The sequence below is a fragment of the Tardibacter chloracetimidivorans genome (genome assembly GCF_001890385.1).
GTDB classification, from domain to species: domain Bacteria; phylum Pseudomonadota; class Alphaproteobacteria; order Sphingomonadales; family Sphingomonadaceae; genus Tardibacter; species Tardibacter chloracetimidivorans.
The window spans coordinates 510,748-533,986 of sequence record NZ_CP018221.1 but is presented as its reverse complement, the minus strand read 5'-3'; the positions used below and the strand labels follow the sequence as shown (position 1 = coordinate 533,986).

Below are 23,239 nucleotides of genomic sequence, written 5' to 3'. Positions count from 1 at the left end.
CTGTTGAACGAAACGGGCTTGCCGCACCCTTTGCGCGAAATGCGCCGCCCAGTCCACCTTTTGAGTGATTCCGCAACGTGTTTGCCCGATGTCGGCGCGCGTTAACCTGCTGATAGGAGATGCGGAATAATTGTGGCGGCTGCTGGACGGGCATCAGGACCTGACTCATGCCGACGATTGCGATTGTCTGATGCGCGGCTTGGTCGTCGTGATCGGTGTATCCGGACTGCTGGCGCTGGCGTGCGTCGGCCGCGCGCATGGCCATCCCCATGCCGTCGGTCGCGATCCCGGCGGACTGATGGAGGCGGTGCTTGCGGTGCATAACGAAGTCCGGGGCGCGGCGAATCTTCCACGGTTGAACTGGAGCGACGCGCTCGCCCGCAGGGCGGCGCAGTGGGCGACGTATCTCGCCGCCCGTCAGCTTGTCGCGCATTCCGAGACGAATATGGCGGAAGGCGAAAACATCTGGGTCGGGACGGCGGGCGCGTTCAGCTATGAGCTGATGTTGCGCGACTGGGCCGACGAGGCACGCTTCTTTCGCGCGGGGCGATTTCCCCACATCAGCACGACGGGGAACTGGGAAGACGTGGGCCACTATTCGCAGATGATCTGGCGCGGCTCGCGCCATGTCGGCTGTGCGGTGGCGACTGGCGACGGGTGGGATTACCTCGTTTGCCGTTATGATGTGCAGGCCAATTTGTTCGGACAAATGCCATATTAGAACCTACCCTAAAGGGGAGTAAATTATCCGTATCGGACTGATTTCTCGGATAGTTTGCGCGCTGTTAACAATCTGGAAAGTTCGAGTCACCACTGTCGCTTTCAATATTTACAAACGGGTCTGCTGGGAGTGCTGCTGTGTTCGGAAATCGCGCACGCAATTTGTCCGCTACGAAGGATGCCGATCAGGCCGTGGATGGCCGGACGGATTATCGCGCGGAAACATCGGGACTGGCGGCGACGATCACCGGCTCGACGGGGCCGATCACGGCCACCATCCATAATCTTTCAACGCGCGGGCTGATGGCGTCCGCGCCACAGCCGCCGAAGACGGGTGAGAGCGTTGTCGTCAGCCTGGGCTCGCTTCCGGCCGTCAACGGACAGGTGCGCTGGGTCAAGGGCAGCCGCTTCGGCGTGCTGCTGTTTACCGCCCTTCCGGTGGGCGCGTTTCGTGTCGCCGATCAGGGCAGGGGCCGCCAGCCCCGCCCGCCGCGTCACATCGTCCGCATTCCTGCGCGCATCGAAGGCCCGGGGGTCGATCGCTCGGCGACGATCCAGAACATTTCCCTCAGCGGCATGGCGCTGGAGGCGGGGTTGCCCGTCAACCCCGGCAAGATGCTCACCATCCATCTTGAAGGATTGCCGCCGATGGAAGGCCGGGTGCGCTGGTCGCGCGGCAGCCGCTGCGGTGTCCTGCTTGCGTCGCCGCTCGATCAGGACGTGCTCGATCAACTGACCAAGCGATAGGCGGTTCTGCGGCCTATTCGTGCCGCAGCGCCTCGATGGGGTTCAGCGCAGCCGCTCGCCGGGCCGGGAAATAGCCGAAAACGACGCCGATCACTGCCGAAAAGGCGAATGACGCCAGGTTGATGAACGGGTCGAAGGTGAAGCCGATGCCCATGACAGGGGCCAGCACCAGCGTTGCGATCAACGCCAGCAATATGCCGATCAGGCCGCCCAGGCAGGCAAGCACGATCGCTTCCACCAGAAACTGAAGCAATACTTCGCGGGCGACCGCGCCGATCGCCAGCCGAATGCCGATTTCCCGCGTCCGTTCGGTCACGGACACCAGCATGATGTTCATGATCCCGATTCCGCCCACGACCAGGCTGACGGCTGCCACCGCCCCCAGTAGCGCCGTCATTATCTGCGTCGTTCCGGATACGGCGTCGGCGATCTGCCTGGTGTCGAGGATGTTGAAATTGTCGGGCTGACTCGATGTCAGGTGCCGCTGTTCGCGAAGCAGCGCGGTCAACGACGCCTGCACGTCGCTGGTTTCATAGGCGGTATCCACCGCAACCATGATGGACCGGATGTCCTGATTGCCGGTGAAGCGGCGCTGGACGGTCTTCAGCGGCATGATGACGACATCGTCCTGGTCGTTGCCGAAGCCGCCCTGGCCGCGCGTGGCAAGCACGCCGATCACCTCGCATGCCGTGTTCCTGATGCGAAACCGCTGGCCGACCGGATCGGCCCCGCGAAACAGGTTCTGCACGATCGTGTTGCCGATGATGCAGACGGTCTTGCCCGCCTGTTCTTCGGCCGCGGTGAAATTGCGGCCGCTCTGGATTTGCCAGTTCTGCGCCACGAAATAATCGTTGGTCGTGCCGTTGATGCTCGTCGACCAGTTCTGCGCATTGCGGATCGCGACGCCTGATGACTGTGCCTGCGCCGCCACCGCCCGCACGCCGCTGATCTGCTCGCGGATCGCCTCGACATCCTCCGGCTTGAACGAGGGCGGGCTTTCGCCGCCGCCGCCCGGCCCCATGCGCTGGCCCGGCCGCACCATCAGCAGGTTGGACCCAAGGCTGGAAATCTGCTCCTTCACGGCCGCAGTCGCGCCATTGCCCAACGTCACCATGGTGACGACGGCGGCGACGCCGATGACGATGCCAAGGATCGTCAGGAAAGATCGCAACAGGTGCCGGCGGATTTCGCGAAGGGCGAGGGTGATTGTGGTGCCAAGCATTGTCAGGCCTTCACCCGGTGGGCGCGTTCGATGTTCTCGATCAGCCCGTCGCGCACCTGGACGATGGTTCGCGCATAGTCCGCCATCTCCTGCTCATGCGTCACCATCAATATGGTGATGCCGCTGTTGCGGTTCAGATCGGTGAGCAATTCCATGATCTCGATCGAACGCTGGGTGTCCAGATTGCCGGTCGGCTCGTCGGCGAGCAGCACGACCGGATTGGTCACGATCGCTCGCGCAATCGCGACGCGCTGCTGCTGCCCGCCGGAAAGCTCGGAAGGTGTGTGCGTGGCCCAGGGCGCAAGTCCCACCTTGTCCAGCGCGGCCATTGCGGCCTCGTGCCGGTTTTCGCGACTTTCCCCGCGATAGATCAGCGGAAGCTCCACATTCTCCAGCGCGGTCGTGCGCGCCAGCAGGTTGAAGCCCTGAAAGACGAAGCCCAGATAGCGCCGCCGCAGCAAGGCGCGCTGGTCGCGGCTCAGATCTTCGACCGCAACCGATTTGAACAGATATTGCCCCGTCGTCGGCACGTCGAGGCAGCCCAGAATGTTCATCAGCGTGGATTTACCCGAACCCGAAGGCCCCATCACCGCGACGAAATCACCGGTGTCGATGTCCAGATCGACGCCTTTCAGCGCCCGGAAAGCGGTCTCTCCCGATCCGAACGTCTTGGTGATCTGGCGCAACCTTATGATAGGCGCATCATTCACCGGAGCTTGCCCGCCTTGCCGTGACGACCTGCATTCCGGCCTTCAGATCGCCGCTGATCACCTCGGTCTCGCGTCCGTTGGAAGCGCCCGCCGTGATCTCGATCGCTTTGGGTTCGCCTTTTTCATCAAGGATATAAACGGTCTGTTTGCTGCCGCGTCCGATATTGCCCTGCTGCCCGGAGCGCGGGCCGCGCAGGCTTCGGGGGCCGCGCGGCGTGAGCGAACCGACCAGCGTCGAATCCCGGTCGCCGCCGGTGTTTGGCTTGAACCTGAGGGCTGCATTCGGGACAAGCAGCACGTTGTTGCGCTCCTCAGTCATGATGTCGGCGGTCGCCGTCATTCCGGGCCTGAGGCTCTGGTCGGGGTTCGCGACGTCCAGCATCGCCGTATAGGCGACGACCGTGCTTGCCGACGCAGCCGAAGAGGATGACGAGGAACTGCTGCCCGATGACGCGCTTGTGTTGTTGGCGCCAAGGTTCACCCGCTGGATGCGGGCGGGGAAAGTCCGGTTCGGGAAGGCGTCGACGGTGAAGGTCGCGGATTGCCCGGCCTTCACCTGTCCCACGTCGGCCTCGTCGATGCTCACTTCCAGCTTCATCTGGGTGAGGTCTTCAGCGATGGTGAACAGCACCGGCGCCTGAAAGGAGGCCGCGACGGTCTGGCCCGGCTCGATCTGGCGCGACAGCACCACGCCGCCCACGGGGGAGCGGATCGCCGCCTTCCGCCGGTTGGTTTCGTCCGATGAAAGCTGGGCGCGGGCCTGCGCCACGCTTGCGACTGCGGAATCGACATTGGCCCTCGCGCGCGCTTCGGCGGCGACGGCGGCCTCCATCTCGGTCTTGGCCGGCACCTTGCCGCCAGACAGTCGCGACACCTCGCGAAGCCGCGACAGGGCGGCTTGCGATTCGGCACGCGACGCCCTGGCCTGCACGACCTGCGCCTCCGCGGCGGAAAGGCCGGCGCGGGCGCGGATCACCGCATCGTCGAGGCGGGAGGTGTCGAGAATGGCCAGCACCTGGCCCCTGACCACCCGGTCGTTGTCGTCGACCAGCACCTGCTCGACCAGGCCCGAAAGTTCGGAGCCGACGTCCACCTGATTGGTCGGCGCGACATTGCCGGTGGCCGACACGCTGACGCGCAGGTCGCCGCGCTTCGCTTCCTGCGTGAAATAGGCGGCATCGTCGGAACCGCCGAAGCAATAGGCGAGCAGCGCGCCAAGCAGGACGACAAAGGCGGCGATCACGCTGACCTTCACCCAGCGCGGCCGCTCCTTAATGCTTTCGACGCCCAGAAAGGCATCGAGCGACTGGCGGGATCGGGAAAGGCTCGGGTCATTCATTGCACATTACCTGCGGTCAGAAGCGCTTGCGGGTCGATCGGCCGCCAGCCGCCGCCCAGTGCGCGATAAAGCTGGATGAGCGCCGATGCGCGATCGGCCTCGGCGCTTGCAAGGCCGTCCTGCGCGGAAAGCAGCGTGCGCTCGGCCGTCAGCAATGTCTGGAAATCGGTGAGCCCCGCCCGGTACTGGCTGCGCGCAAGGATCGCGGCGTTGTTTGCCGCATCATAGGCGACCGCAAGCTGGGTCCGGCGCAGGCGGGCGGACTGGACGGCGGCAAGCGCATTCTCGACGTCCTCAAGCGCGATCAGCACCGACTGGCGATATCCGGCAAGCGCCGCTTCCTGCTGCGCGGTGCGGATGTTGATCTGCTGGCGGATGCGCCCGCCGTCGAAGAGAGGCGCGGCGATGGAGGCGAAGAGCCCGCCCGTCACGACATCGCCAAGCCCGCCCAGGCTGAGCGCGGACGTCCCAATATTGCCGCTGAGCCTGAGCGCCGGATAAAGCTGCGCCTGCGCCGCGCCGATGCGGGCCGTGGCGGCCGCCAGCGCGCGTTCGCTCGCCCGCACGTCGGGCCGTTGGGAAATGGTCTCGGCCGGGATGCCGGTCGCGATCTGCTCCGGACCCCGGGGGATCGGCGCGACCGGCGAAAGAAGCGGCCTGACCGATCCCGGCGCGTCGCCGATCAGCACGCCGATGCGGTTCAGAGCGGCCGCAAGATTCGCTTCCAGCGTGGGAATGGTGGCGGCTGTCTGCGCTCGGCTGGCACGCGCCTGCTCGGCGTCCAGCGACGAGACCAGCCCCGCCTGCACACGCCATTCGGCAATCTGAAGCGTTTCATCCTGCGCCGCCAGATTTTCCCGCGCGATCCCCAACCGCGCCTGGGTGGCCCTCAGCGCCACATAATTGGCGGCCAGTTCGGCGGCGATCGACGTCCTTATCGTGTGGAGGTCATAGCCCACCGCCTCGAAATCGGCCCGTGACGCCTCGATCTCGCGGGCCTGGCCGCCGAAGATGTCGGCTTCCCAGGAGGCATCCGCGCCGCCGCTGTAGCTGTCGCTGTCCGGACCGTTCGATCGGAAGTCGCGTCCCCCGCCGCCCGATGTGGTGATCGACGGAAGCCGCTCCGCCCGTGCGCCCGACAGCGACGCGCGCGCCTGTCTCAGCCGCGCCACGCCCTGAGCGATGTCCAGATTGTCGCTCAGCGCCCGCTCGATCAGTTGCGACAGGATCGGATCGTCAAAGCTGGACCACCAGGCGGAGAGATCGGCCCGCTGGGCGGTAGCGCCGTCCGCCCCATAGTTCGTGGGCACATTGAGGCTTGCCGGAGAGGGCGCACGATAGTCTGGCCCCACCGCGCAGGCGGAGAGAAGGGCCAGCACGGCCATGGAGCCGGGAGCATAGGATCTTGCCGTCATTTATCGCGCTTCTGGGTCATTCCACCTGAACCGAGGATGATCGCATTTCATGTCGTCGGCGAAACTTATTTCGCGAACCGTTCTCAACTAGTGCGAACAGGCCGCTCGATCCAGCAGGATTTGCGGACCGGATGCCAAGGGATATGACTTAGGCGACATCATCGGCTAATGCGGTCGCGTTACAGGGGGCGATACCGCAAGTGCGACGTTTCTTTCCGGGTTTCGACCCGTTCATTCTGCTGCTGATGGGGACTGTCGTTCTGGCGGCGCTGGTCCCGGCGCGTGGCGCTGCGTTCCAGCTTGTGGACGGGCTGGCCGTGACGGCCATCGCGCTCCTGTTCCTCCTGCACGGGTTGCGGCTGCCGAGGGCGGCGGTGTTGCAGGGGCTGGGCCATTGGCGGCTGCATCTCGTCATCCTTGGCGTGACTTTCCTCGCTTTTCCGGTTTTCGTCGTTCTGCTTCAGATGCTGATGCCGGGCTTTGTCGCCCAGCCGCTCTGGGCGGGCATGCTGTTCCTTGCCGCGCTTCCCTCCACCGTCCAGTCGTCGATCGCCTTTACCTCCATGGCGCGCGGCAATGTCGCGGGCGCGGTGGTCGCGGCGGCCGCGTCGAACCTGCTCGGCATCGTGCTGACGCCGTTCATCGTCATGCTGTTGTCGGAGGCGACGGGGGCTTCGGTATCGCTGGCGGGCGTCGGCCGCATTGCGCTTCTGCTGCTCGCGCCATTCGTGCTGGGGCAGATCCTGCGGCGCTGGCTTGCGGACTGGGTGGAGAAAACCCGGCGGATCACCTCGTTCACCGACCGCGCGACGATTATCCTCGCAGTTTACGTCGCCTTTTCCGAGGCGACGAACGAAGGCCTGTGGCAGGTGCTGCCGGTGTCTGACATTCTGCGCTTGGCGATGCTTTCGGTGCTGCTTCTGGCCCTGGTGATGCTCACAAGCGGTGGTATCGGGCGCATGCTGGGCTTTTCCCGCGAGGACAGGATCGCGATCGTCTTCTGCGGCTCCAAGAAAAGCCTGGCGACCGGCATTCCGATGGCGAAGCTGCTTTTCGCCGGAAGCATGGTAGGGCCGGTGGTGCTGCCGCTCATGATCTTTCACCAAATACAGCTCGTGATATGTGCATGGCTTGCCCAGCGCTGGGCACGGCGCTGATCAACAGAACTGGCACCAACCGAGGCGAATGCCTAACTATGCCCTGTGACTGACAATATGAATCAAGGGCTCGCGGCCCTGCTCCGGCAGATTGGGGACACCAGGCTGCCTCCCGTGGACAAGTGGAACCCGCCCCATTGCGGCGACAGCGAAATGCGGATTGCGGCCGACGGCACATGGTTTCACCAGGGCACGCCAATCCGCCGCCCGGAGATGGTGCGCCTGTTCTCCCGCATTCTCCGGCGTGAGGCGGATGGCGGCTATGTGCTTGTCACTCCGGTCGAAAAGCTCGACATTCTGGTGGAGGACGCGCCGTTCGTGGCGGTTGCCGTCGAAAGCGAGAGGGAGGGGAGGGACCGCCGCCTCGGCTTTCGCCTCAACACCGGTGACGCGGTGATCGCCGGGCCGGAAAATGCGCTCCGGATCGAGGACGGCGAGGCGGGGCCGAGGCCCTATGTCCATGTGCGGGCCGGGCTGGATGCGCTGGTCGCCCGCGCGCCTTATTACGAGCTTGTCGCATGGGCGCTGGAAGAGGAGGGCGATCCGCCCGGCCTGTGGAGCGGTGGCGTTTTCTTTCCGCTGGGGGCGATGTGAGCCTTATCCAGCAGATCAGGCATGTGCTTCAGATGCCCCATCCCCAGCCGGCCGAGCTTCTGGCGGGAGATTTTCCCGACAGCCTGCCAACGGGCGGGCGGATCGTCGCTGCGGCGGTGCTGATGGCCATTGTCGAGCACCCCAGGCCCACGCTCATTCTGACGCGGCGCACCGACACGCTCAGGCGGCATGCCGGGCAGGTGGCTTTCCCCGGCGGTCGCGTCGACCCGGAGGACAGCGGCATCGTTGCGGCCGCCCTTCGCGAGGCGGATGAGGAGGTCGGGTTGCCTCCCGGAAAAGTCGATGTGATCGGGGTGCTCGAACCCTATCAGACGGTAACCGGTTTCCATGTGACCCCGGTTGTAGGTGTGGTGCCGCCGGGGCTGGAGCTTGTTCCCCATGCGGCCGAGGTAGCGCGGGTGTTCGAAGTGCCGCTTGATGTGATGCTTGAACCGGCCAACCATATCGAGCAGGCGGTGGAGTGGCAGGGCCAGGATCGCCATTATTACGAGATCGGGTGGGACGGTGAACGTATCTGGGGGGCGACTGCGGGGATGATCGTCAATCTTGGCAGACGGCTGGCCTACGACCGATGAAGCTGCCGCCGCAAGCCTGGCAGGCGCTGCCCGGAGCCGGGGCGATCATGGCTGCGCTGGATGTGGCGGCCGGAACGTCGCGTGTCGTCGGCGGCGCGGTGCGCGACGCATTGATCGGGCTGCAGGTATCGGACGTGGACCTCGCCACCCGCCTCCAGCCGGGGGAGGTGGTCGAACGGCTGGAGGCGGCGGGTCTGAAGGCGGTGCCGACGGGCATCGATCACGGCACGATCACCGCCGTCGCACCCGATTTCGTGATGGAGGTGACGACGCTGCGCCGCGATGTCTCGACCGACGGGCGGCGGGCGACCGTGGCGTTTACCGATGACTGGCGCGAGGATGCGGCGCGACGGGACTTCACTTTCAACGCCTTGTCGGCAAATCCGGTCACCGGGGAAATCTTTGATTATTTCGGCGGCCTTGAAGATCTGCGGCGGCACCATGTGAGGTTCATCGGGTCGCCGTTGGAGCGGATCGCCGAGGATCATCTGCGCATCCTGCGCTTCTTTCGCTTCCACGCGCGGTTCGGCGAGGGCCTGCCCGATCCGGAAGGCCTTGCCGCATGCGCTGACCGCGCGAACGACCTGATGGCGCTGTCGCGCGAACGCATCCGGGAAGAACTGCTGAAGCTTCTCGCCGTGACAGACCCTGCGCCCACCGTGCGGCTGATGGTGGATCATGGTATCTTCAGCCCCGTTCTCCCTGAAATCGGCCCGGGATCGGTTGCGCGGCTGGCGGCGACGGTCGAGGCGGAGCGGAAGGCGGGGCAGGCCGCCTCATCGATAAGAAGGCTGGCGGCCCTGTTCCCGCCCGATCCTGAACTTGCGGCGGACGTGGCGCGCAGGTTGAGATTGTCCAACGCCGAACGCAAGCGACTGGTGACGGCCGCAGGCAGGACGTCTGCTGAGGTGGCCAGCGAACCGGCGGTGCTCGCCTATCGGCTGGGTCTGGAGGAAGCGGTGGATCGCCTGTTGCTGGCTGGCGCTCCGCCCGCTTCGGTTCAAAAGCTACAAGGCTGGGAACGCCCGAGGCTGGCTGTGACGGGCGGCGATTTGGTGGCGCGCGGCGTGGAGAAAGGACCGCAGGTGAGCGCGCTTCTGAAGGCGATAGAGGATGACTGGGTGACGGCGGGCTTTCCGCCGAGATCCTCGGCCATCGAAGCGATCGTCGCGAAGCGCCTGGGCCAGTCGGCGGCCGAAAAGCCTAGCAATTCTCCAGATACGCAGGGAAATCCGCGGCACTGAGCGGGCGGGCATAGAGATAGCCCTGGCCATAGACGCAGCCCATGGTACGCAAGCGGGCGGCCTGTTCGGGCCGCTCGATCCCCTCGGCCACGGTATCCATCATCAGCGACCGCGCAAGGGAGATGATCGCGTTCACGATCTCGAAGCTGTCCTCTTCCTCAAGCATGCCCTTCACGAAGCTGTGGTCCACCTTCAGGACATCGATCGGAAGCCGCTGAAGATAGGCGAGCGAGGAATAGCCCGTGCCGAAATCGTCCATCGCGATCTGCGCATCAAGGCCCTTCAGGGCTTCGAGCACACGCTTCGTGCGTTCCGGATTGTCGATGATCGCGCTTTCCGTCAGCTCGATCTTGAGATGCTCGCCCGGCAGGCCGGAGCCGGCCAGCGCCTCGCGCACCGCTTCCACCACATCGTCGCGCGCAAGCTGAATGCCCGATACGTTGACGCTCATCTGGATTCGGCTGGCAGCGCTGATGGTGCGGTGCCATTCGGCCAGCTGCTGGCAGGCTGTGTTCAGCGCCCAGCGACCCAGCGGGAGGATAAGGCCGGTTTCCTCGGCCAGCGGAATGAACTCCGAAGGGGAGATCGGACCGCGTTCGGGGTGGTTCCACCGCGCCAGCGCCTCCACCGCGCGGATGCGCCCGGTCTTCAGTTCGATCATCGGCTGGTAGGAGAGGGTCAGTTCGTCCCGCTCGATCGCCTGCCGCAATTCGGTCTCAAGCGTGAAGCGTCGCCGCGCGGCCGTGGCGTCCGCCGGATGATAGATTTCCACCCGCCGCCCCTGACGCTTTGCACGGGTGACGGCGAATTCGGCGTTGCCGATCAGTTCCTCGCTGCTGACGCCGTCCGCATGAGGCGTCGCGATGCCGATTGTGGCGCGGACGATCAGTTCGCGTCCGTTGACACGGAATGGATGGGAGAGCGCTTCCTGGATAAGGCTGGCGACGTTCAGCGCGTCGCCGGGACCATCGGTCAGGCGCACGATGACGCCGAACACATCGCCGCCGATACGGGCAAGCACATCGCCTTCGCGCATGGCCGACAACAGACGGCGGGCGATGGTCGCAAGCAGCTCGTCGCCGGCCAGATGACCGAGGCTGTCGTTGATGCGGGAGAAACGGTCGAGATCCGCCACAAGTATCGCGGTTTCCAGCATCGCCTGCCCGTCCGCCTCAGGCCCGTCGAGCCTTTCGGAAAAGGCGATTCGATTGGGAAGGCCGGTCAGCGCGTCGCGCAGCATCTCGTTGCGCAGGCCATGCTCGGTTTCCACTTCGGTGGTGCAGTCGCGCAGGGTGATCTGGATGCGACCCCGGTCGGCCATGCGAACGAAGCGGATCGCGAAATGGCGGGCGCGCGGCGATTCATCGACAGACCAGCGATAGTCCGCGACTTGGCTTCCGTCATCTTCGGCAAAGCGGGTGAAGAGCTTCAGGAAATCGCCTTGTTCAAGAAAGGCGATCATTTCCAGCGGCAAACCGAGCGCACTTGCCTCTTCCAGCGAGGACCAGCGATCAAACAGCTGGTTGGACGCCGCCACGATCCACCTGCCGTCGGCCGCAGGCTGGGCGATCACCACGCCCAGGGGCAGGGCGTTGAGTATCATCTGGGGGTCGGCCACAAGCGGAAGCGCGACGCGGCTGGGCGCGATATGGCGAAGGGTTTCGCGGACCCGCACGGAAGTGACAGGCGTTTGCGCTGCCTTCCGATGATCCATTGTACGAGACCCCTAGCTGGCCCTGCTGAAACTTACAGCAGTGTTCTTTGCCTATGCGGGTCTCGTGAACTTTTGGTAAACACCTGAATGGGCTTGGTGTTTTTTCACCATGACGTCATCCAAAGCGGTTGTCGCGCGGAAATCCGTTGGGCGGCATGCGTCCCGCGGCCCCGCGCGCGGCGCGCCAGGGCAGAAGATCGGTCTCCGTGCGGGTGCGTCCGGTCTCGCCCCCCATGGTCCATGAAAGTCCGTCCGCAAGCCGGAACCCTTTGGCGTCGCTGAGGCCGCCGTCACGATAGCGCTGAAGCATGACCCCCTGTCCCCGGCTCATCACCGGGATTTCGGACAGGGGGAAGATCACGAGCTTGCGGTTGTCGCCGGCGACGGCGAGATAATCGGCGTCGGCGGGCAATGGCCGGGACACCTTCAGCCGCGCGCCGGAGCGTGGCGTCACCACTTGTCGGCCCTTTCGCGTTTCCGCGAGAAGATCGTCGCTTTTTGCAATGAATCCACGGCCGTCCGATGCGGCGAGGATGAACTGTTCGCCCGCCCGCCACGGCGCGAAACTCACGATCTGGGCTTCCGTCTCTATGTCGGCCAGCAGCCTCACCGGCTCACCGAATCCCCGGCCACCGGGAAGCTTGTCGGCAGCCAGCGTGTGGAAACGGCCGCTGTCGGTCGCAAGCAGCAGCTTGTCGGTGGTCTGCGCGTGAAAGGCGAATGCCGGGCCGTCGCCCTCCTTGAACTTGACCGCATCGGCCGAACCAAGATCGATATGCCCCTTCATCGCCCGGACCCAGCCCTTGGCGGACAGGATAACCGTGATCGGCTCTTTCTCGATCATCGCCTCAAGCGGGATTTCGCGGGCAGGCCCGGCCTCGGCAAAGCTCGTCCGCCGTTTACCCAGCTCCGTCTCGGGGCCGTAGAGCGCGCGCATCTTCGTCAGATCGTCGCGCAGCCTGGCGCGCTGAAGTTCGGGCGAGGCGATCAGCGCCTTCAACTCCTTGCGTTCAGCCTTCAGCTCCTTTTCCTCGCGGCGGATCTCCATTTCCTCCAGCTTGCGCAGCGAGCGCAGCCGCATGTTGAGAATGGCCTCCGCCTGCCGGTCGGAAAGCTCGAAAGCCCTGATCAATACGGCCTTCGGCTCATCCTCCTCGCGGATGATGCGGATCACCTCGTCCAGGTTCAGATAGGCGATCAGATAACCGGCGAGCAGCTCCAGCCGGTCCTCGATCTTGGCCAGCCGGTGTTCCGACCGGCGGACCAGAACCTCGATCTGATGCGCGACATAGGCGTTGAGCGCGTCTGCAAGGCTCATCACGCGCGGCGTGCGGTCCTTGTCCAATACGTTCAGGTTCAGGCCGAAGCGGGTCTCCAGCTCGGTCAGCTTGAACAGGCTTTCCATCAGCACTTCGGCTTCCACCGTCCGCGCGCGCGGTTCCAGCACCAGCCGAAGCTCTGCGTCGCTTTCATCGCGCACATCGGCGAGGATCGGCAGCTTCCTGTCGTTGATGAGCCCCGCGATCTGTTCGACCAGCTTCGATTTCTGCACTTGATAGGGGATTTCGGTGACGACGATCACATAAGTGCCGCGCCCCTGATCCTCGACATGCCAGCGCGCCCGCACGCGCATCGATCCGCGCCCGGTCGTATAGGCCTCGCGGATGCTGCGTGGGCTTTCGACGATGATTCCGCCGGTCGGGAAATCCGGGCCCTGCACCGGTCCCATCAGTTCCTCGACAGTGGCTTCCGGATTGCCGATGAGAATCATCGCGGCGTCGATCAGCTCGGCGACATTATGGGGCGGGATGGACGTCGCCATGCCCACCGCGATCCCGCTTGCGCCATTGGCCAGCAGATTGGGGAAAAGGCCGGGAAAGACCTCCGGCTCCTCATCCTCGCCGTTATAGGTGGGGCGGAAGGGAACGGTGCCTTCGTCCAGCCCATCCATCAGCGCGCCGGCGGCGGCCGTCAGCCGTGCCTCGGTATAGCGCATCGCGGCCGCGTTATCGCCGTCGATGTTGCCGAAATTGCCCTGGCCGTCGACCAGCGGATAGCGAAGCGAAAAGCTCTGCGCGAGGCGGACCATGGCGTCATAGACGGACTGGTCGCCATGTGGATGATATTTGCCGATGACGTCGCCCACCACGCGGGCGCATTTCTTGTATCCGCTGGCCGGGTCCAGCTTCAAAAGGCGCATGGCCCATAACAGGCGGCGGTGGACCGGCTTCAGCCCATCCCGCACATCGGGAAGCGAGCGTGCCGTGATGGTGGAAAGCGCATAGACGAGATAGCGCTGCGACAGCGCCTCGTCGAACGGGCTTTCGACAATCCGGTCAAAGGGGTCGGCAAGGTCGTTGGTCATTTGCTCTCGCTGTCCGGAAACCATTCGGCCATCAGCTGGCGCAGGCGGAAGATCAGTTTTTCAGGCTCGGTCGTGGCGCGCACCGGCTCCGTCGTGCGGCCGGCGGCAAGCGCGGCGGGAAGATCGTCCGTCTCGCGCACGGTCTGGATCAGCCCCCGTTCGGCAAAGGCGGTGACAATCTCTTCCTGATGATTGTCATAGTGCTCGTTGCGCTCCGGGTCGCGGGGAATCGCGATCACGCGGCATCCGGCCTGGCAGCCGGTGACGAGCGAGCCGGTGCCGCCATGGCAGAAGACGATGTCCGCCTTGTCCAATATTGCCCGGACTTCGTCGAACGGCAGGCGCTCATGCACTTCCCAACCCTCGGCGCGATAGCCGCCGTCGCCGACCTGCGCGATCACCCGCTCCGGCAGCAGACCCTGCTTCTGGAGGGATTCGACGCCCTTCACCAGCCGGTCGAACGGCATCACCGTACCCACGGTGACAAAGACGAGCGGCTCCTTCTCCGGCCTGCCAGCGCCCAGCACCTTGAGCGGATCGCAGACTTCGGCATGGGGCCATCTGCTCTTCAGCGCCTCCGACTGGACGATGACCTTGGTTGCGAAGCGGTGTGCCATCCGGCCGAAAAGCGAGGGGCCGCGCACCCGCGCAAAGGATTCGATCAGCACGAACCGGGCGCCGGTCAGACGGCCCAACAGGGCGGTGAAGAGCGCGGAGCCCGCGCCGGTGGAAATCACCACGTCCGGCCGTTCGCGAAGCGTGTGGCGCAGCGATGCCCAGAAATTACGGAGCCCGGATGCAGCCAGCGTCGCCCGTGACGCGATCCGCGCCTGACCGAAGGCGAAATGGTCGACAAAGCGTGTCGGATATTCCGTCGCAAGGCTGTGGCCAAGCGCGGTCGGTTCGGTCACCAGATAATGGTCATGTTCCTGCCAGAACGGCTTCAAGTCCAGTATCTGGCGGACGTGTCCGCCCCCCGAGGCGGCAAGGCAGATGCGGGGGCGGCGTTTTCGTACGGTCATCGGCTTCCGGTTAGCAGCCCGAAGCCGCGCTTGGAAGGCGGCATCTGCTCAGCCTGCCCGCGCAAGCCGCTCGATCAGCCGCTCGCGCGTTTCGCATATGTCGGCGAGCTTGCCGGTCAATATGTCGCGCGCCAGGAAATATCCGGTCAGGCGAAACCCCTCGGCGATCTGCTCCCATCCCGGCGCTGCGTCGCCTCCCGTCAGGAAACCGGGCAGGGGCAGCAACCGTTCCGCATAGGGCGCGCCCATCGCGCGGCTGACGGCGATCGAGCTTTTCGGGCTGACATAGGCGAGGTCACCAGCGTCGCCGCCGCCCGCGCAATGGCTCAGGTCAAGCGCAAAGCCAAGCTGGGCCAGCAGCAGCAGTTCATAGCGGATGACCGACGGAGCCCAACCGCGCGCGCTGTTGGCCGATTCCACGGCAGACAGCACGGCTTCCAGCGTATTGAAGAGGGCCGGATAGGGCTGGCCTTCGGGCAATGTCGCGGCGGTGAGCGTCGTCAACCAGTCGATCGCGGTGGAGGGCAACCTCTCGGCGAGCAGGGGCGCGCGGCTGTGAACCAGCTCGACCGAAAGCTGGGCAAGCTGCTCCGGCACGCGGGCGCGATATTCCGCCTGAACCATGTTGCCGGGGAGCAGCACCGGCCGCAGCCGCCTGGACCGGCCGCCGCGCACATAGCCGGGGAGAAGCCCGGCCTCATGCGTCATCAGCCGTGCAATAGCGCCATGTTCCCCATGCCCAAGCACGGCGCAGACGATGGCCTGCGTGTTCAGATGCATGATCGGCTATCGTACATGAAAATGGTCGTGGATCGCCCGCGCCATCGTCCTGGAGATTCCGGGGGCCTTCTCCAGGTCTTCCAGCGCCGCCTCGCGCACCGCGCGGGCCGTGCCGAAATGCATCAGCAGGGCACGCCTGCGGGCCGGCCCGATACCGGGAACGTCATCGAGCGGGTTGGCGACAATGGCCTTGGCGCGCTTCTGCCGATGGGCGCCGATCGCAAAGCGATGCGCCTCGTCCCGCAGGCGCTGGAGGTGGAAGAGCACCGGCGAATTGACCGGCAGCGTCAGTTCCCGCCCGTCCGGCAGGTGAAACACCTCGCGTCCGGCGTTCCGGTCCGGACCCTTGGCGACTCCGACGATGGCGACGTCGTGAACGCCCATTTCCTCCAGCGTTTCGCACACTGCGTTCAACTGCCCCCGTCCGCCGTCGATCAGCACCAGATCGGGCCAGTCACCGGATCGACGGTCCGGGTCGCTGGTCTCCAGCCGGCCGAAGCGGCGCTCCAGAATCTCGCGCATCATTGCGAAATCATCGCCCGGCGTCGTCTCCGCCCGCCTTATGTTGAACTTGCGATAGGCGTTCTTGATGAAGCCTTCCGGCCCGGCGACGATCATAGCGCCAAGCGCGTTCGTGCCCTGTATATGGCTGTTGTCGTACACCTCGATGCGGCGGGGCGGGGCCTCAAGCTCGAACAGATCGGCCAGTTCGCCCAATATCCGCCCCTGCGTCGTGGTTTCGGCGAGGTGCCGGTCCAGCGCTTCCTGCGCGTTGCGGCGCGCCTGATCCATCAACCGCCGCTGCGGGCCGCGTACGGGCTGTCGGATGGCCACCCTGCGGCCAGCGCGTTCCGACAGCGCCTCGGTCAGCAGTTCCAGCTCTTCCGGCTCCCTGTCGATCAGCACCAGCCGGGGCGGGGGGACTTCCTCATAGAATTGGGCAAGAAAGCTGGTCAGCACCTCGTCTTCGGGCACGTCCGCTGTGTGGGAGGGAAAGAAGCTGCGGTGGCCCCAGTTCTGCCCGCCGCGAATGAAGAAGCCCTGGATGCTCATTGCGCCGCCCTTGCTCGCAAGCGCGAAAACATCCGCGTCGGCGGTTCCTTCCGCGTTCACCGCCTGCGCGCCCTGGATATAGGTCAGCGCTTTCAGCCGGTCACGATAGACGGCGGCGAGTTCGAAATCGAGATTGGCCGAGGCCGCCTCCATCGCTTCGCCCAGCTTTCTCTGAACGGCGGACGATCGCCCCGACAGGAACGCCTCGGCGTCGGCGACCAACTCTGCATAATCGTCCTGCGATATGCGTCCGACGCAGGGGGCCGAGCAGCGCTTTATCTGGTGCAGCAGGCACGGGCGCGACCGGTTAGAGAAAAAGCTGTCAGTACATGATCTTAAAAGGAATATCTTTTGTAATGCATTAAGTGTCTGCGTCACCGCCCCCGCGCTCGCGAACGGACCGAAATAGCTGCCCTTGTGCCGCCGCGCGCCGCGATGCTTCATCACCCTCGGGAAGGCATGATCGTCGCGTAGCAATATGAAAGGAAAGCTTTTATCGTCCCGCAGCAGCACATTATAGGCTGGTCGGAAGCGCTTTATGAGTTGCGCCTCCAGCAGCAGCGCCTCCGCCTCGGTATTCGTGGTGACGATCGTCAGGCTGCGCGTCTGCGCCACCATGCGCTGCAGGCGCTTCGGCAGGCGGGCGATCTGGACATAATTGGCGACGCGGTTCTTGAGCGCGCGCGCCTTGCCGACGTAAAGCACGTCGCCGCGCACGTCCTGCATCCGGTAGACACCGGGCCGGGTGGGCAGCGTTTTCAGTACCTGCCGGATCGCCGAGACGCCCGCCTCGATGTCGGGCGCGTCGCTGCCACGGACGACGCGGGCGGTCTGTTCTTCGGAAAATCGGTCTATCGGCGGTCTGGACATCATCACACAGGTAAGCGCGGTTGCCTGCGCGCTCAACCGGGTCTATCGCGCGAAACATGACACCGGAATTCGGCAGCCCCCGGACAGCGATCGTGACTGGCGGCGCAAGACGCATCGGCGAGGCGTTCACGCGGGCGCTCGCGGAGGACGGCTGGCATGTGCTCATTCATTGCAGCAAGTCCGTCAAGGAGGCCGAAGCGCTTGCCGCGGAACTGGCGAACGCGCGCGTGGTGTCGGCCGATCTTGCAGCCACCGACTGCGCCGACCGGATATTTTCCGCGCTCGACGGACTGCCGCCGCCGGGACTTCTCGTCAACAACGCCAGCCGCTTCGTCTATGACGATCTGGATGGCTTCAGCGCGGCGGACTGGTCCGCGCACATGGATGTAAACGCCCGCGCACCCGCGTTGTTGACGCAGGCTTTTGCCCGCGCGGTTCCCGAGGGGCGCGGCGGGTTGATCGTGAATGTCGCCGATGCGAAGCTCGCCTTTCCCAACCCGGATTTCTTCACATACACGCTCAGCAAGATGGCGCTGGCGGGACTGGCCGAACTCAGTGCGCGCGTGCTTGCGCCCCGGAAGATCAGGGTATGCGGTATCGCGCCTGCAGTGACGTTGGTCTCAGGCGCCCAGTCGCCCGAAAACTTCGAGGCGATGCACGAAAGAAATGCGCTCGGCAGGGGCATTACGCCAGGCGACCTGGTCGGCGCGTTGCGCTATATCATAGCCTCGCCCGGCCTGACCGGGCAGAGCATCGTTCTTGATGGCGGCCAGCACTTCCTCGGACTGCAGCGCGATGTGCAATTTCTGAATGGCGAGTAGGGGAAAACGATGACGGAATTCCAGCCTCGCCTTCACGGCCTTGTGCCGCCTGGCCTCCAGCCGAAGACGCGGCGCATGATGCTGGAGGATTTCGAGCTGCCGCTCGACATCGGTTTTCACGATTTCGAGATCGGCAATCCTCAGCGGCTGCTGGTGACGATCGAGGTCTGGCTCGATGAGGCGAGCTTTGCCGACAGCGACCACGTGGAACGGGCGTGGAACTATGATTTTCTGCGTTCGACGGTGATCGATCTGGTCCACGGGCGCCGATTCAACCTGCAGGAAACGCTGGTCCGCGAGATCTATGGCATCGTCGCCGCGCGCAAGGGCGTGGTTGCGCTCAAGGTTTCGACACGCAAGCCCGACGTATATCCTGATTGTCGCTCGGTCGGTGTCGAACTGGCTTCCTTCTAGGCGCGATCACGGTTTGATCTGGCGCGCACAGGGACCGAGCTGTTCCAGAATGAAACGATAGTCGGCGCGGATCGCCTCGGCTTCGTCTGGAGAGGCGTTTTCGACCGACGATTGGGGCAATTGCCCCGGCAGGAAACAGGCCAGCCGATACCAGAGCAGCGTGTCGCGTCCCGCCGGTGCGGACGATTCGTCGACCATCTCGTCGAGCGAGACCGACCATTTGGGCGCTTCGCCCGGACGGCGCAGCACTGAAAGCGAGACCGGGCGCTGATCGGATGTGCGTAGGAATATCTGGGTTTCGGATTCGCCGGGTATCGTGCCGGGCACATGAAAGGCGTCCCCGACGTCGGTGATCTTGAACCTGCGGGGGTTTGCGTTGGCCTCGGTCAGAATCGCGCGGATCGTGCGTGCGGCTTCCTCCGTCCGGGCGATCTGGCTGTGGGGTCCGGTAAGCACCATTTGGCCGGGCGACTGCCCCCGTTTCAGGAACAGCAGCGCCAGTTCGTTCTTTAGCTTCGGCAATTTGCCGCGCGAATCGAACGGAACGTCGACGAGATAATTGATGCGGGAGGGAAGGGCGTCTCGTCCCGAAATGAGCCGGACGACCTCCGCCGTGACCAGATAGCGGCCATGTCCGGCCGGAATGCCGGGCGATTCCTTCGCCTTGATACGGTAGGTTTTCCTGATCTCCGCTTCCACCACCATGGGGGCACCCAGGGCCAGGTCGGCCAGATCCGCATAGCCATTAACCGTTTGTAAAGAAGAGGCTTTGTTCGCCGCATGGGCGGGCTCCAGCGGCTGCAGCGCCAGCGCTGCAATGGCGGCGGACAGTGCTGACCAGCCCAACAACCTTGTCATATTTTCAACTTCCCTCACCTGACCGGTCCGGTAGATTCGATACGAAGGCTCCTAGCTTCTCGTGCGGCGGCAATGTTGTCAAAGTTCGTCGACACATGAGATAAAGCGGTTGCCCGGCGTGTTTGCTGAAGGTAATGAACCGGCCTTCGGAGGCTCACGCCTATTTGTTAACGTGTCCGATCAAGCGGGCGTCAGCTTGCATGGAGAGGGTCAATCTCTCCAGCGAGCGTCATGATTTGGAGGGAGTGTCGCGGGTTAATGGCTTACGCTGATCAGCAGATGAGCACCCGTCGAATCGTGTCGATTGGCATCGTCGCGCTTCTTCATGCCGCTTTGGGTTATGCCTTTGTTACCGGCCTGGCCTATAACGTCATCAAGCAAGTGCCGACCGTGCTCGAGACATTCGACGTCCAAGAGGCGAAGCCGCCGGAGGAGGAACCCCCACCTCCGCCGCCAGAGCCTGAAGCTGCGCCGCCGCCCGTTGCGCCGCCGCCGGAAGTTGTTGTGCAGACCGCCGCTCCGCCGCCCCCCGTGGTGGTTGCGGTGCCCAGGCCGCCGGTTATTTCCGCTCCGCCGCCTCCGCCTGTAGTGCAGCGGCCGAGTCAGGCTTCTCCACCCAGCCCCCGGGGCCGGCGCGCGGAATGGATCACGACTGACGACTATCCTGGCTCCGCACAGCGTGCCGGAGAAGAAGGAACGACGGGCATCCGGGTCCAGGTCAATGCGGACGGTCGGGTCGAATCCTGCACCGTGACCCAGTCCAGCGGATCGTCCACTCTGGATGATGCCACCTGCCGGCTCTATTCGCGCCGCGGCCGGTTCACGCCAGCGAAGGATACGGAAGGCAATGCGATTCCGGCGACCTATAACGACCGGATTCGCTGGCAAATACCAGATTGAGGGATGTGACCGGTTGCCCGCCGAAGGAAGCGGGCAGCCGGCTTTCTTATTTTGTGATTTGAGAGGTAATCAGAATGGAACACGCCGGTAATTCGAATCCCTATGGCTTGATGGCGGCCCTTGAGCAGGGCGGCACGATTGCATGGGCCACCTTCCTCATCCTCGTCTTCATGTCCGTGGTGTCCTGGTACATCATGTTTACGAAGGTGTTCGAGCAGCAGAAGATCTTCAATCAGGGCAAAGCGGCCCGCCGCACCTTCTGGGGCGCGCCGAGCCTGAAGGACGGCGCTGGAAAGCTCGAGAAGAACAGCGCCTATCGCCAGATCGTCGACGACGGCCTCGTCGCCGCCGAACAGCACAGCAAGCTGACCGATCCGATCGATCAGCACGAGTGGATGCACAGCTCGCTGGCCCGCAGCCAGGCTTCGATCAACTCCAAGCTGTCGACCGGTCTGGCGTTCCTCGCCACCGTGGGCTCGACCGCGCCGTTCATCGGCCTGTTCGGCACCGTCGTCGGCATCTACCGCGCGCTCATCAAGATCGGTTCCGCCGGTCAGGCGTCGATCGACGCGGTCGCCGGTCCGGTCGGTGAGGCGCTCATCATGACCGCTCTCGGTCTCGCCGTTGCCGTTCCGGCGGTGCTCGGCTACAACTGGGTGATGCGTCGCAACAAGGCGATTGCCGAGCAGCTGGGTGCCTTCTCGTCCGACCTTTATGGTTACATGATGTCGGGTGGTGCGGTTCGTCCGGTGAGCGTCGGCAAGCCCGCAGCGGCAGCACCCAAGACGCCGGCCGCGACGGCAACTGCGTCGCCGCGCGCCTGATTGTCGGAATGGACGCGGCAGCCAAGCTGGTCGCCGCGTCCTGGTATCCGGCCATATGAATGCCGGATACCCCGGCGAAAAGTATAGAGTAGGAACCTGAAACCATGGCCATGAGTGTTGGCTCAGGTGATGGCGAAGACGATCGCCCCATGTCGGACATCAACACGACGCCGCTGGTCGACGTCATGTTGGTTCTGCTCATCATCTTTCTGATTACCGTTCCCGTCGTTATCCAGACGGTGCCGCTGCAACTGCCTCAGGTCGTGAACGAGCCGACCACCACGAAGCCGGAGAATGTGGCTTTGTCGGTGCGTGAAGTGAACGGGCAATGCGAGACTTACTGGGGTGTTCAGCGGGTGCCTGACAAGAAAACCTTGCTGGATCGCGGCGTCGGCGCCTTGCGGGCCGAAATCGAGCGCCAGGAAGCGATGACCGGTAGCGTTACGGAACTGCCCGAGGTGCATATCCGCGGCGACGCGAATGCGAGTTACCGGTGCATCGGCGGTGTGATCTACACCATGCAGCGCGCCGGGTTCGTGAAGGTCGGCTTCATCTCCGAACCGCCCGCCGGCTACAGATCGGCTCGTCTGTAACACCCCCGCTTGAGGAGTTTATTTTATGGCAATGTCAGTTGGTGGGGGTGGCGACGACGAACCGATGATGGACATCAACACCACGCCGCTTATCGACGTGATGCTGGTGCTCCTGATCATGTTCATCATCACCATTCCCGTGCAGACGCACGCGGTGAAGCTGGACCTTCCGCAGAGCACGCCCCAGGACAATCCGCCGCCGATCGATCCGATCAAGAATGTGGTGCGGATCGACCAGGCGAACACCATCTACTGGAACGGCACGGCCGTGGACCCGGCGACGCTGAAAAGCTATCTGCGCCAGACCACGCAGATGGACCCTGAGCCTGAACTGCACCTCGAGCCCGATCCGAATGCGCGCTATGCGCTGGTCGATCAGGTGCTGGCGGTCGCAAAGCAGAGCCAGGTCACCAAGATGGGCTTTGTCGGCAACGAGCGTTATTACGCCGATTGATCCTGGCGAAGTGAGACAGCAGAAAGGCGGGTCCGGTCGGGCCCGCCTTTTTCATTTCCGGCTTGAGGGGAGGTTCACATGGCACCATCCGCGGCAAATGGTGCAGTGCCCAATATCGCGCTGCTGATCGACGCCGACAATTCCTCCGCCGCCAGCCTCGACGAGGTGCTGACCGTCCTGGCTGAACTGGGGACGGTCAATGTCCGCAGGGCCTATGGCAACTGGAGCAAGCCCGCGCTCAAGGGGTGGGTGCATATGATCCATCGCCACGCCATCGAACCGCAGCAGCAGTTCGACCTGACCAAGGGCAAGAACGCGACCGACATGAAAATGACGATCGACGCGATGGATCTGCTGTTCCGCGGGCGTGTCCAAGGGTTTGGCCTGATGACCAGCGACAGCGATTTCATGCCGCTCGCCATGCGCATTCGTCAGGACGGACTGCCCGTATATGGGTTCGGCACGGGAAAGACGCCGGAGTCCTTCCGTCAGGCCTGCACCCGGTTCATTGATGTGGGGGCGTTGATGGAAGCGGCGAAACAGCCGGCTCCGAAGGATTCATCCAACCCGATCGACGAGGAGCTGATCGACCTGTTGGGCGCGGCGATCAAGGCGTCGAAGAAGGACGATCAGGGCTATGCCAGCCTGAACGAGGTGGGCCAACGCGCAGCGAACCGGTCGTCCTTCGATGCGCGCAACTACGGCTTTTCGAGATTGTCGGAACTGGTGGAAGCGATTCCGAACTTCGCGACGGAAAAGCGTTCCGACGGCCGGTTCTATGTCAGACGGCTGAGATAGGTCGTTCCCCCGCGAAAAGCTGCCGACGG

At 64.2% G+C, this 23,239-nt stretch carries 23 protein-coding genes; 13 read left to right on the top strand and 10 right to left on the bottom strand.

The window, feature by feature from the left end:
* The first annotated feature begins 130 nt into the window (after positions 1 to 130).
* Together BSL82_RS02745 and BSL82_RS02740 are read left to right on the top strand one after the other, a co-directional pair.
* On the top strand, positions 131 to 721 hold the full coding sequence (locus tag BSL82_RS02745; RefSeq protein ID WP_083579001.1) for a CAP domain-containing protein: 591 nt from the start codon (positions 131 to 133) through the stop codon (positions 719 to 721).
* Positions 722 to 858: 137 nt separating this feature from the next.
* On the top strand, positions 859 to 1,467 hold the full coding sequence (locus BSL82_RS02740; RefSeq protein WP_072595930.1) for a PilZ domain-containing protein: 609 nt from the start codon (positions 859 to 861) through the stop codon (positions 1,465 to 1,467).
* A gap of 13 nt (positions 1,468 to 1,480) precedes the next feature.
* On the opposite strand, the gene BSL82_RS02735 is transcribed toward BSL82_RS02740, so the two are convergent.
* The 4 genes from BSL82_RS02735 to BSL82_RS02720 are packed head-to-tail and all read right to left on the bottom strand — an operon-like array spanning position 1,481 to position 6,153.
* Positions 1,481 to 2,689 (bottom strand): ABC transporter permease, encoded by a 1,209-nt coding sequence (locus tag BSL82_RS02735; RefSeq protein ID WP_072595929.1) that lies wholly within the window; start codon positions 2,687 to 2,689, stop codon positions 1,481 to 1,483.
* A 2-nt stretch (positions 2,690 to 2,691) separates the two neighbouring features.
* Positions 2,692 to 3,399 (bottom strand): ABC transporter ATP-binding protein, encoded by a 708-nt coding sequence (locus tag BSL82_RS02730; protein WP_072595928.1) that lies wholly within the window; start codon positions 3,397 to 3,399, stop codon positions 2,692 to 2,694.
* Positions 3,392 to 4,738, bottom strand: coding sequence for an efflux RND transporter periplasmic adaptor subunit (locus BSL82_RS02725; RefSeq protein WP_072595927.1), 1,347 nt, complete (start codon positions 4,736 to 4,738; stop codon positions 3,392 to 3,394). Before BSL82_RS02725 ends, BSL82_RS02730 begins: the two co-directional genes overlap by 8 nt.
* Positions 4,735 to 6,153, bottom strand: coding sequence for an efflux transporter outer membrane subunit (locus BSL82_RS02720; RefSeq protein ID WP_072595926.1), 1,419 nt, complete (start codon positions 6,151 to 6,153; stop codon positions 4,735 to 4,737). Before BSL82_RS02720 ends, BSL82_RS02725 begins: the two co-directional genes overlap by 4 nt.
* 200 nt (positions 6,154 to 6,353) lie before the next feature.
* Here BSL82_RS02720 and BSL82_RS02715 point away from each other — a divergent pair, with 200 nt between their 5' ends.
* From BSL82_RS02715 to BSL82_RS02700, 4 genes are read left to right on the top strand one after another with little or no spacing between them, the layout of a single operon-like run.
* On the top strand, positions 6,354 to 7,310 hold the full coding sequence (locus tag BSL82_RS02715; RefSeq protein ID WP_226998599.1) for a bile acid:sodium symporter family protein: 957 nt from the start codon (positions 6,354 to 6,356) through the stop codon (positions 7,308 to 7,310).
* Positions 7,311 to 7,367: 57 nt separating this feature from the next.
* On the top strand, positions 7,368 to 7,904 hold the full coding sequence (locus BSL82_RS02710) for a DUF1285 domain-containing protein (RefSeq protein WP_072595925.1): 537 nt from the start codon (positions 7,368 to 7,370) through the stop codon (positions 7,902 to 7,904).
* Positions 7,901 to 8,500, top strand: a complete 600-nt coding sequence (locus tag BSL82_RS02705) for a CoA pyrophosphatase (RefSeq protein ID WP_072595924.1) — start codon at positions 7,901 to 7,903, stop codon at positions 8,498 to 8,500. The genes BSL82_RS02710 and BSL82_RS02705 overlap by 4 nt, the downstream gene beginning before the upstream one ends.
* Positions 8,497 to 9,744, top strand: coding sequence for a CCA tRNA nucleotidyltransferase (locus BSL82_RS02700; protein WP_072595923.1), 1,248 nt, complete (start codon positions 8,497 to 8,499; stop codon positions 9,742 to 9,744). The genes BSL82_RS02705 and BSL82_RS02700 overlap by 4 nt, the downstream gene beginning before the upstream one ends.
* Here BSL82_RS02700 and BSL82_RS02695 read toward each other — a convergent pair.
* From BSL82_RS02695 to uvrC, 5 genes are all read right to left on the bottom strand, one after another.
* Positions 9,704 to 11,458, bottom strand: coding sequence for a putative bifunctional diguanylate cyclase/phosphodiesterase (locus BSL82_RS02695; RefSeq protein WP_083579000.1), 1,755 nt, complete (start codon positions 11,456 to 11,458; stop codon positions 9,704 to 9,706). The two genes, BSL82_RS02700 and BSL82_RS02695, sit on opposite strands and share 41 nt — an antisense overlap.
* Positions 11,459 to 11,573: 115 nt before the next feature.
* Positions 11,574 to 13,823, bottom strand: coding sequence for a DNA topoisomerase IV subunit A (gene parC, locus BSL82_RS02690; RefSeq protein ID WP_072595922.1), 2,250 nt, complete (start codon positions 13,821 to 13,823; stop codon positions 11,574 to 11,576).
* The gene (gene welK / locus BSL82_RS02685; RefSeq protein ID WP_072595921.1) at positions 13,820 to 14,845 is read right to left on the bottom strand and encodes a beta-1,4-glucuronosyltransferase WelK; all 1,026 of its coding nucleotides are present in this window, start codon (positions 14,843 to 14,845) and stop codon (positions 13,820 to 13,822) included. The genes parC and welK overlap by 4 nt, the downstream gene beginning before the upstream one ends.
* 48 nt (positions 14,846 to 14,893) lie before the next feature.
* Positions 14,894 to 15,625 carry a DNA repair protein RecO gene (gene recO, locus BSL82_RS02680; protein ID WP_072595920.1) on the bottom strand — a complete coding sequence of 244 codons (732 nt, stop codon included), beginning with the start codon at positions 15,623 to 15,625 and terminating at the stop codon, positions 14,894 to 14,896.
* 6 nt (positions 15,626 to 15,631) lie between these two features.
* Positions 15,632 to 17,548: an excinuclease ABC subunit UvrC gene (gene uvrC, locus BSL82_RS02675; RefSeq protein WP_193408604.1), complete on the bottom strand. Its 1,917-nt coding sequence runs from the start codon at positions 17,546 to 17,548 to the stop codon at positions 15,632 to 15,634.
* Between the two features lie 56 nt (positions 17,549 to 17,604).
* Between uvrC and BSL82_RS02670 the strand changes: the two genes are divergently transcribed.
* Both BSL82_RS02670 and BSL82_RS02665 read left to right on the top strand, forming a co-directional pair.
* A complete protein-coding gene (locus BSL82_RS02670; RefSeq protein ID WP_072595918.1) occupies positions 17,605 to 18,369 on the top strand; it encodes an SDR family NAD(P)-dependent oxidoreductase in 765 nt (254 codons plus the stop codon).
* 9 nt (positions 18,370 to 18,378) lie between these two features.
* Positions 18,379 to 18,783: a dihydroneopterin aldolase gene (locus tag BSL82_RS02665; protein WP_072595917.1), complete on the top strand. Its 405-nt coding sequence runs from the start codon at positions 18,379 to 18,381 to the stop codon at positions 18,781 to 18,783.
* Positions 18,784 to 18,789: 6 nt separating this feature from the next.
* On the opposite strand, the gene BSL82_RS02660 is transcribed toward BSL82_RS02665, so the two are convergent.
* On the bottom strand, positions 18,790 to 19,641 hold the full coding sequence (locus BSL82_RS02660) for a hypothetical protein (RefSeq protein ID WP_158010633.1): 852 nt from the start codon (positions 19,639 to 19,641) through the stop codon (positions 18,790 to 18,792).
* A gap of 279 nt (positions 19,642 to 19,920) precedes the next feature.
* Between BSL82_RS02660 and BSL82_RS02655 the strand changes: the two genes are divergently transcribed.
* The 5 genes from BSL82_RS02655 to BSL82_RS02635 all read left to right on the top strand — a co-directional run bounded on the left by BSL82_RS02655 (position 19,921) and on the right by BSL82_RS02635 (position 23,210).
* Entirely contained in the window at positions 19,921 to 20,541 is a 621-nt protein-coding gene (locus BSL82_RS02655) for an energy transducer TonB (RefSeq protein WP_335743902.1), read from the top strand.
* Between the two features lie 74 nt (positions 20,542 to 20,615).
* Positions 20,616 to 21,365 carry a MotA/TolQ/ExbB proton channel family protein gene (locus BSL82_RS02650; protein WP_072595915.1) on the top strand — a complete coding sequence of 250 codons (750 nt, stop codon included), beginning with the start codon at positions 20,616 to 20,618 and terminating at the stop codon, positions 21,363 to 21,365.
* Positions 21,366 to 21,475: 110 nt separating this feature from the next.
* The gene (locus BSL82_RS02645; protein WP_193408603.1) at positions 21,476 to 21,958 is read left to right on the top strand and encodes an ExbD/TolR family protein; all 483 of its coding nucleotides are present in this window, start codon (positions 21,476 to 21,478) and stop codon (positions 21,956 to 21,958) included.
* Positions 21,959 to 21,983: 25 nt separating this feature from the next.
* The gene (locus BSL82_RS02640) at positions 21,984 to 22,412 is read left to right on the top strand and encodes an ExbD/TolR family protein (protein WP_072595913.1); all 429 of its coding nucleotides are present in this window, start codon (positions 21,984 to 21,986) and stop codon (positions 22,410 to 22,412) included.
* Between the two features lie 78 nt (positions 22,413 to 22,490).
* Entirely contained in the window at positions 22,491 to 23,210 is a 720-nt protein-coding gene (locus BSL82_RS02635; protein ID WP_072595912.1) for an NYN domain-containing protein, read from the top strand.
* Positions 23,211 to 23,239: the final 29 nt, after the last annotated feature.

Bases quoted from the DNA above. Each gene is read 5' to 3' on its own strand.
- BSL82_RS02735 (WP_072595929.1), bottom strand. From the start codon at position 2,689: ATGCTTGGCACCACAATCACCCTCGCCCTTCGCGAAATCCGCCGGCAC.
- BSL82_RS02725 (WP_072595927.1), bottom strand. From the start codon at position 4,738: ATGAATGACCCGAGCCTTTCCCGATCCCGCCAGTCGCTCGATGCCTTT.
- BSL82_RS02720 (WP_072595926.1), bottom strand. From the start codon at position 6,153: ATGACGGCAAGATCCTATGCTCCCGGCTCCATGGCCGTGCTGGCCCTT.
- BSL82_RS02710 (WP_072595925.1), top strand. From the start codon at position 7,368: ATGAATCAAGGGCTCGCGGCCCTGCTCCGGCAGATTGGGGACACCAGG.
- BSL82_RS02700 (WP_072595923.1), top strand. From the start codon at position 8,497: ATGAAGCTGCCGCCGCAAGCCTGGCAGGCGCTGCCCGGAGCCGGGGCG.
- BSL82_RS02695 (WP_083579000.1), bottom strand. From the start codon at position 11,458: ATGGATCATCGGAAGGCAGCGCAAACGCCTGTCACTTCCGTGCGGGTC.
- parC (WP_072595922.1), bottom strand. From the start codon at position 13,823: ATGACCAACGACCTTGCCGACCCCTTTGACCGGATTGTCGAAAGCCCG.
- welK (WP_072595921.1), bottom strand. From the start codon at position 14,845: ATGACCGTACGAAAACGCCGCCCCCGCATCTGCCTTGCCGCCTCGGGG.
- recO (WP_072595920.1), bottom strand. From the start codon at position 15,625: ATGCATCTGAACACGCAGGCCATCGTCTGCGCCGTGCTTGGGCATGGG.
- uvrC (WP_193408604.1), bottom strand. From the start codon at position 17,548: ATGTCCAGACCGCCGATAGACCGATTTTCCGAAGAACAGACCGCCCGC.
- BSL82_RS02670 (WP_072595918.1), top strand. From the start codon at position 17,605: ATGACACCGGAATTCGGCAGCCCCCGGACAGCGATCGTGACTGGCGGC.
- BSL82_RS02665 (WP_072595917.1), top strand. From the start codon at position 18,379: ATGACGGAATTCCAGCCTCGCCTTCACGGCCTTGTGCCGCCTGGCCTC.
- BSL82_RS02660 (WP_158010633.1), bottom strand. From the start codon at position 19,641: ATGACAAGGTTGTTGGGCTGGTCAGCACTGTCCGCCGCCATTGCAGCG.
- BSL82_RS02655 (WP_335743902.1), top strand. From the start codon at position 19,921: ATGAGCACCCGTCGAATCGTGTCGATTGGCATCGTCGCGCTTCTTCAT.
- BSL82_RS02650 (WP_072595915.1), top strand. From the start codon at position 20,616: ATGGAACACGCCGGTAATTCGAATCCCTATGGCTTGATGGCGGCCCTT.
- BSL82_RS02645 (WP_193408603.1), top strand. From the start codon at position 21,476: ATGAGTGTTGGCTCAGGTGATGGCGAAGACGATCGCCCCATGTCGGAC.
- BSL82_RS02640 (WP_072595913.1), top strand. From the start codon at position 21,984: ATGGCAATGTCAGTTGGTGGGGGTGGCGACGACGAACCGATGATGGAC.
- BSL82_RS02635 (WP_072595912.1), top strand. From the start codon at position 22,491: ATGGCACCATCCGCGGCAAATGGTGCAGTGCCCAATATCGCGCTGCTG.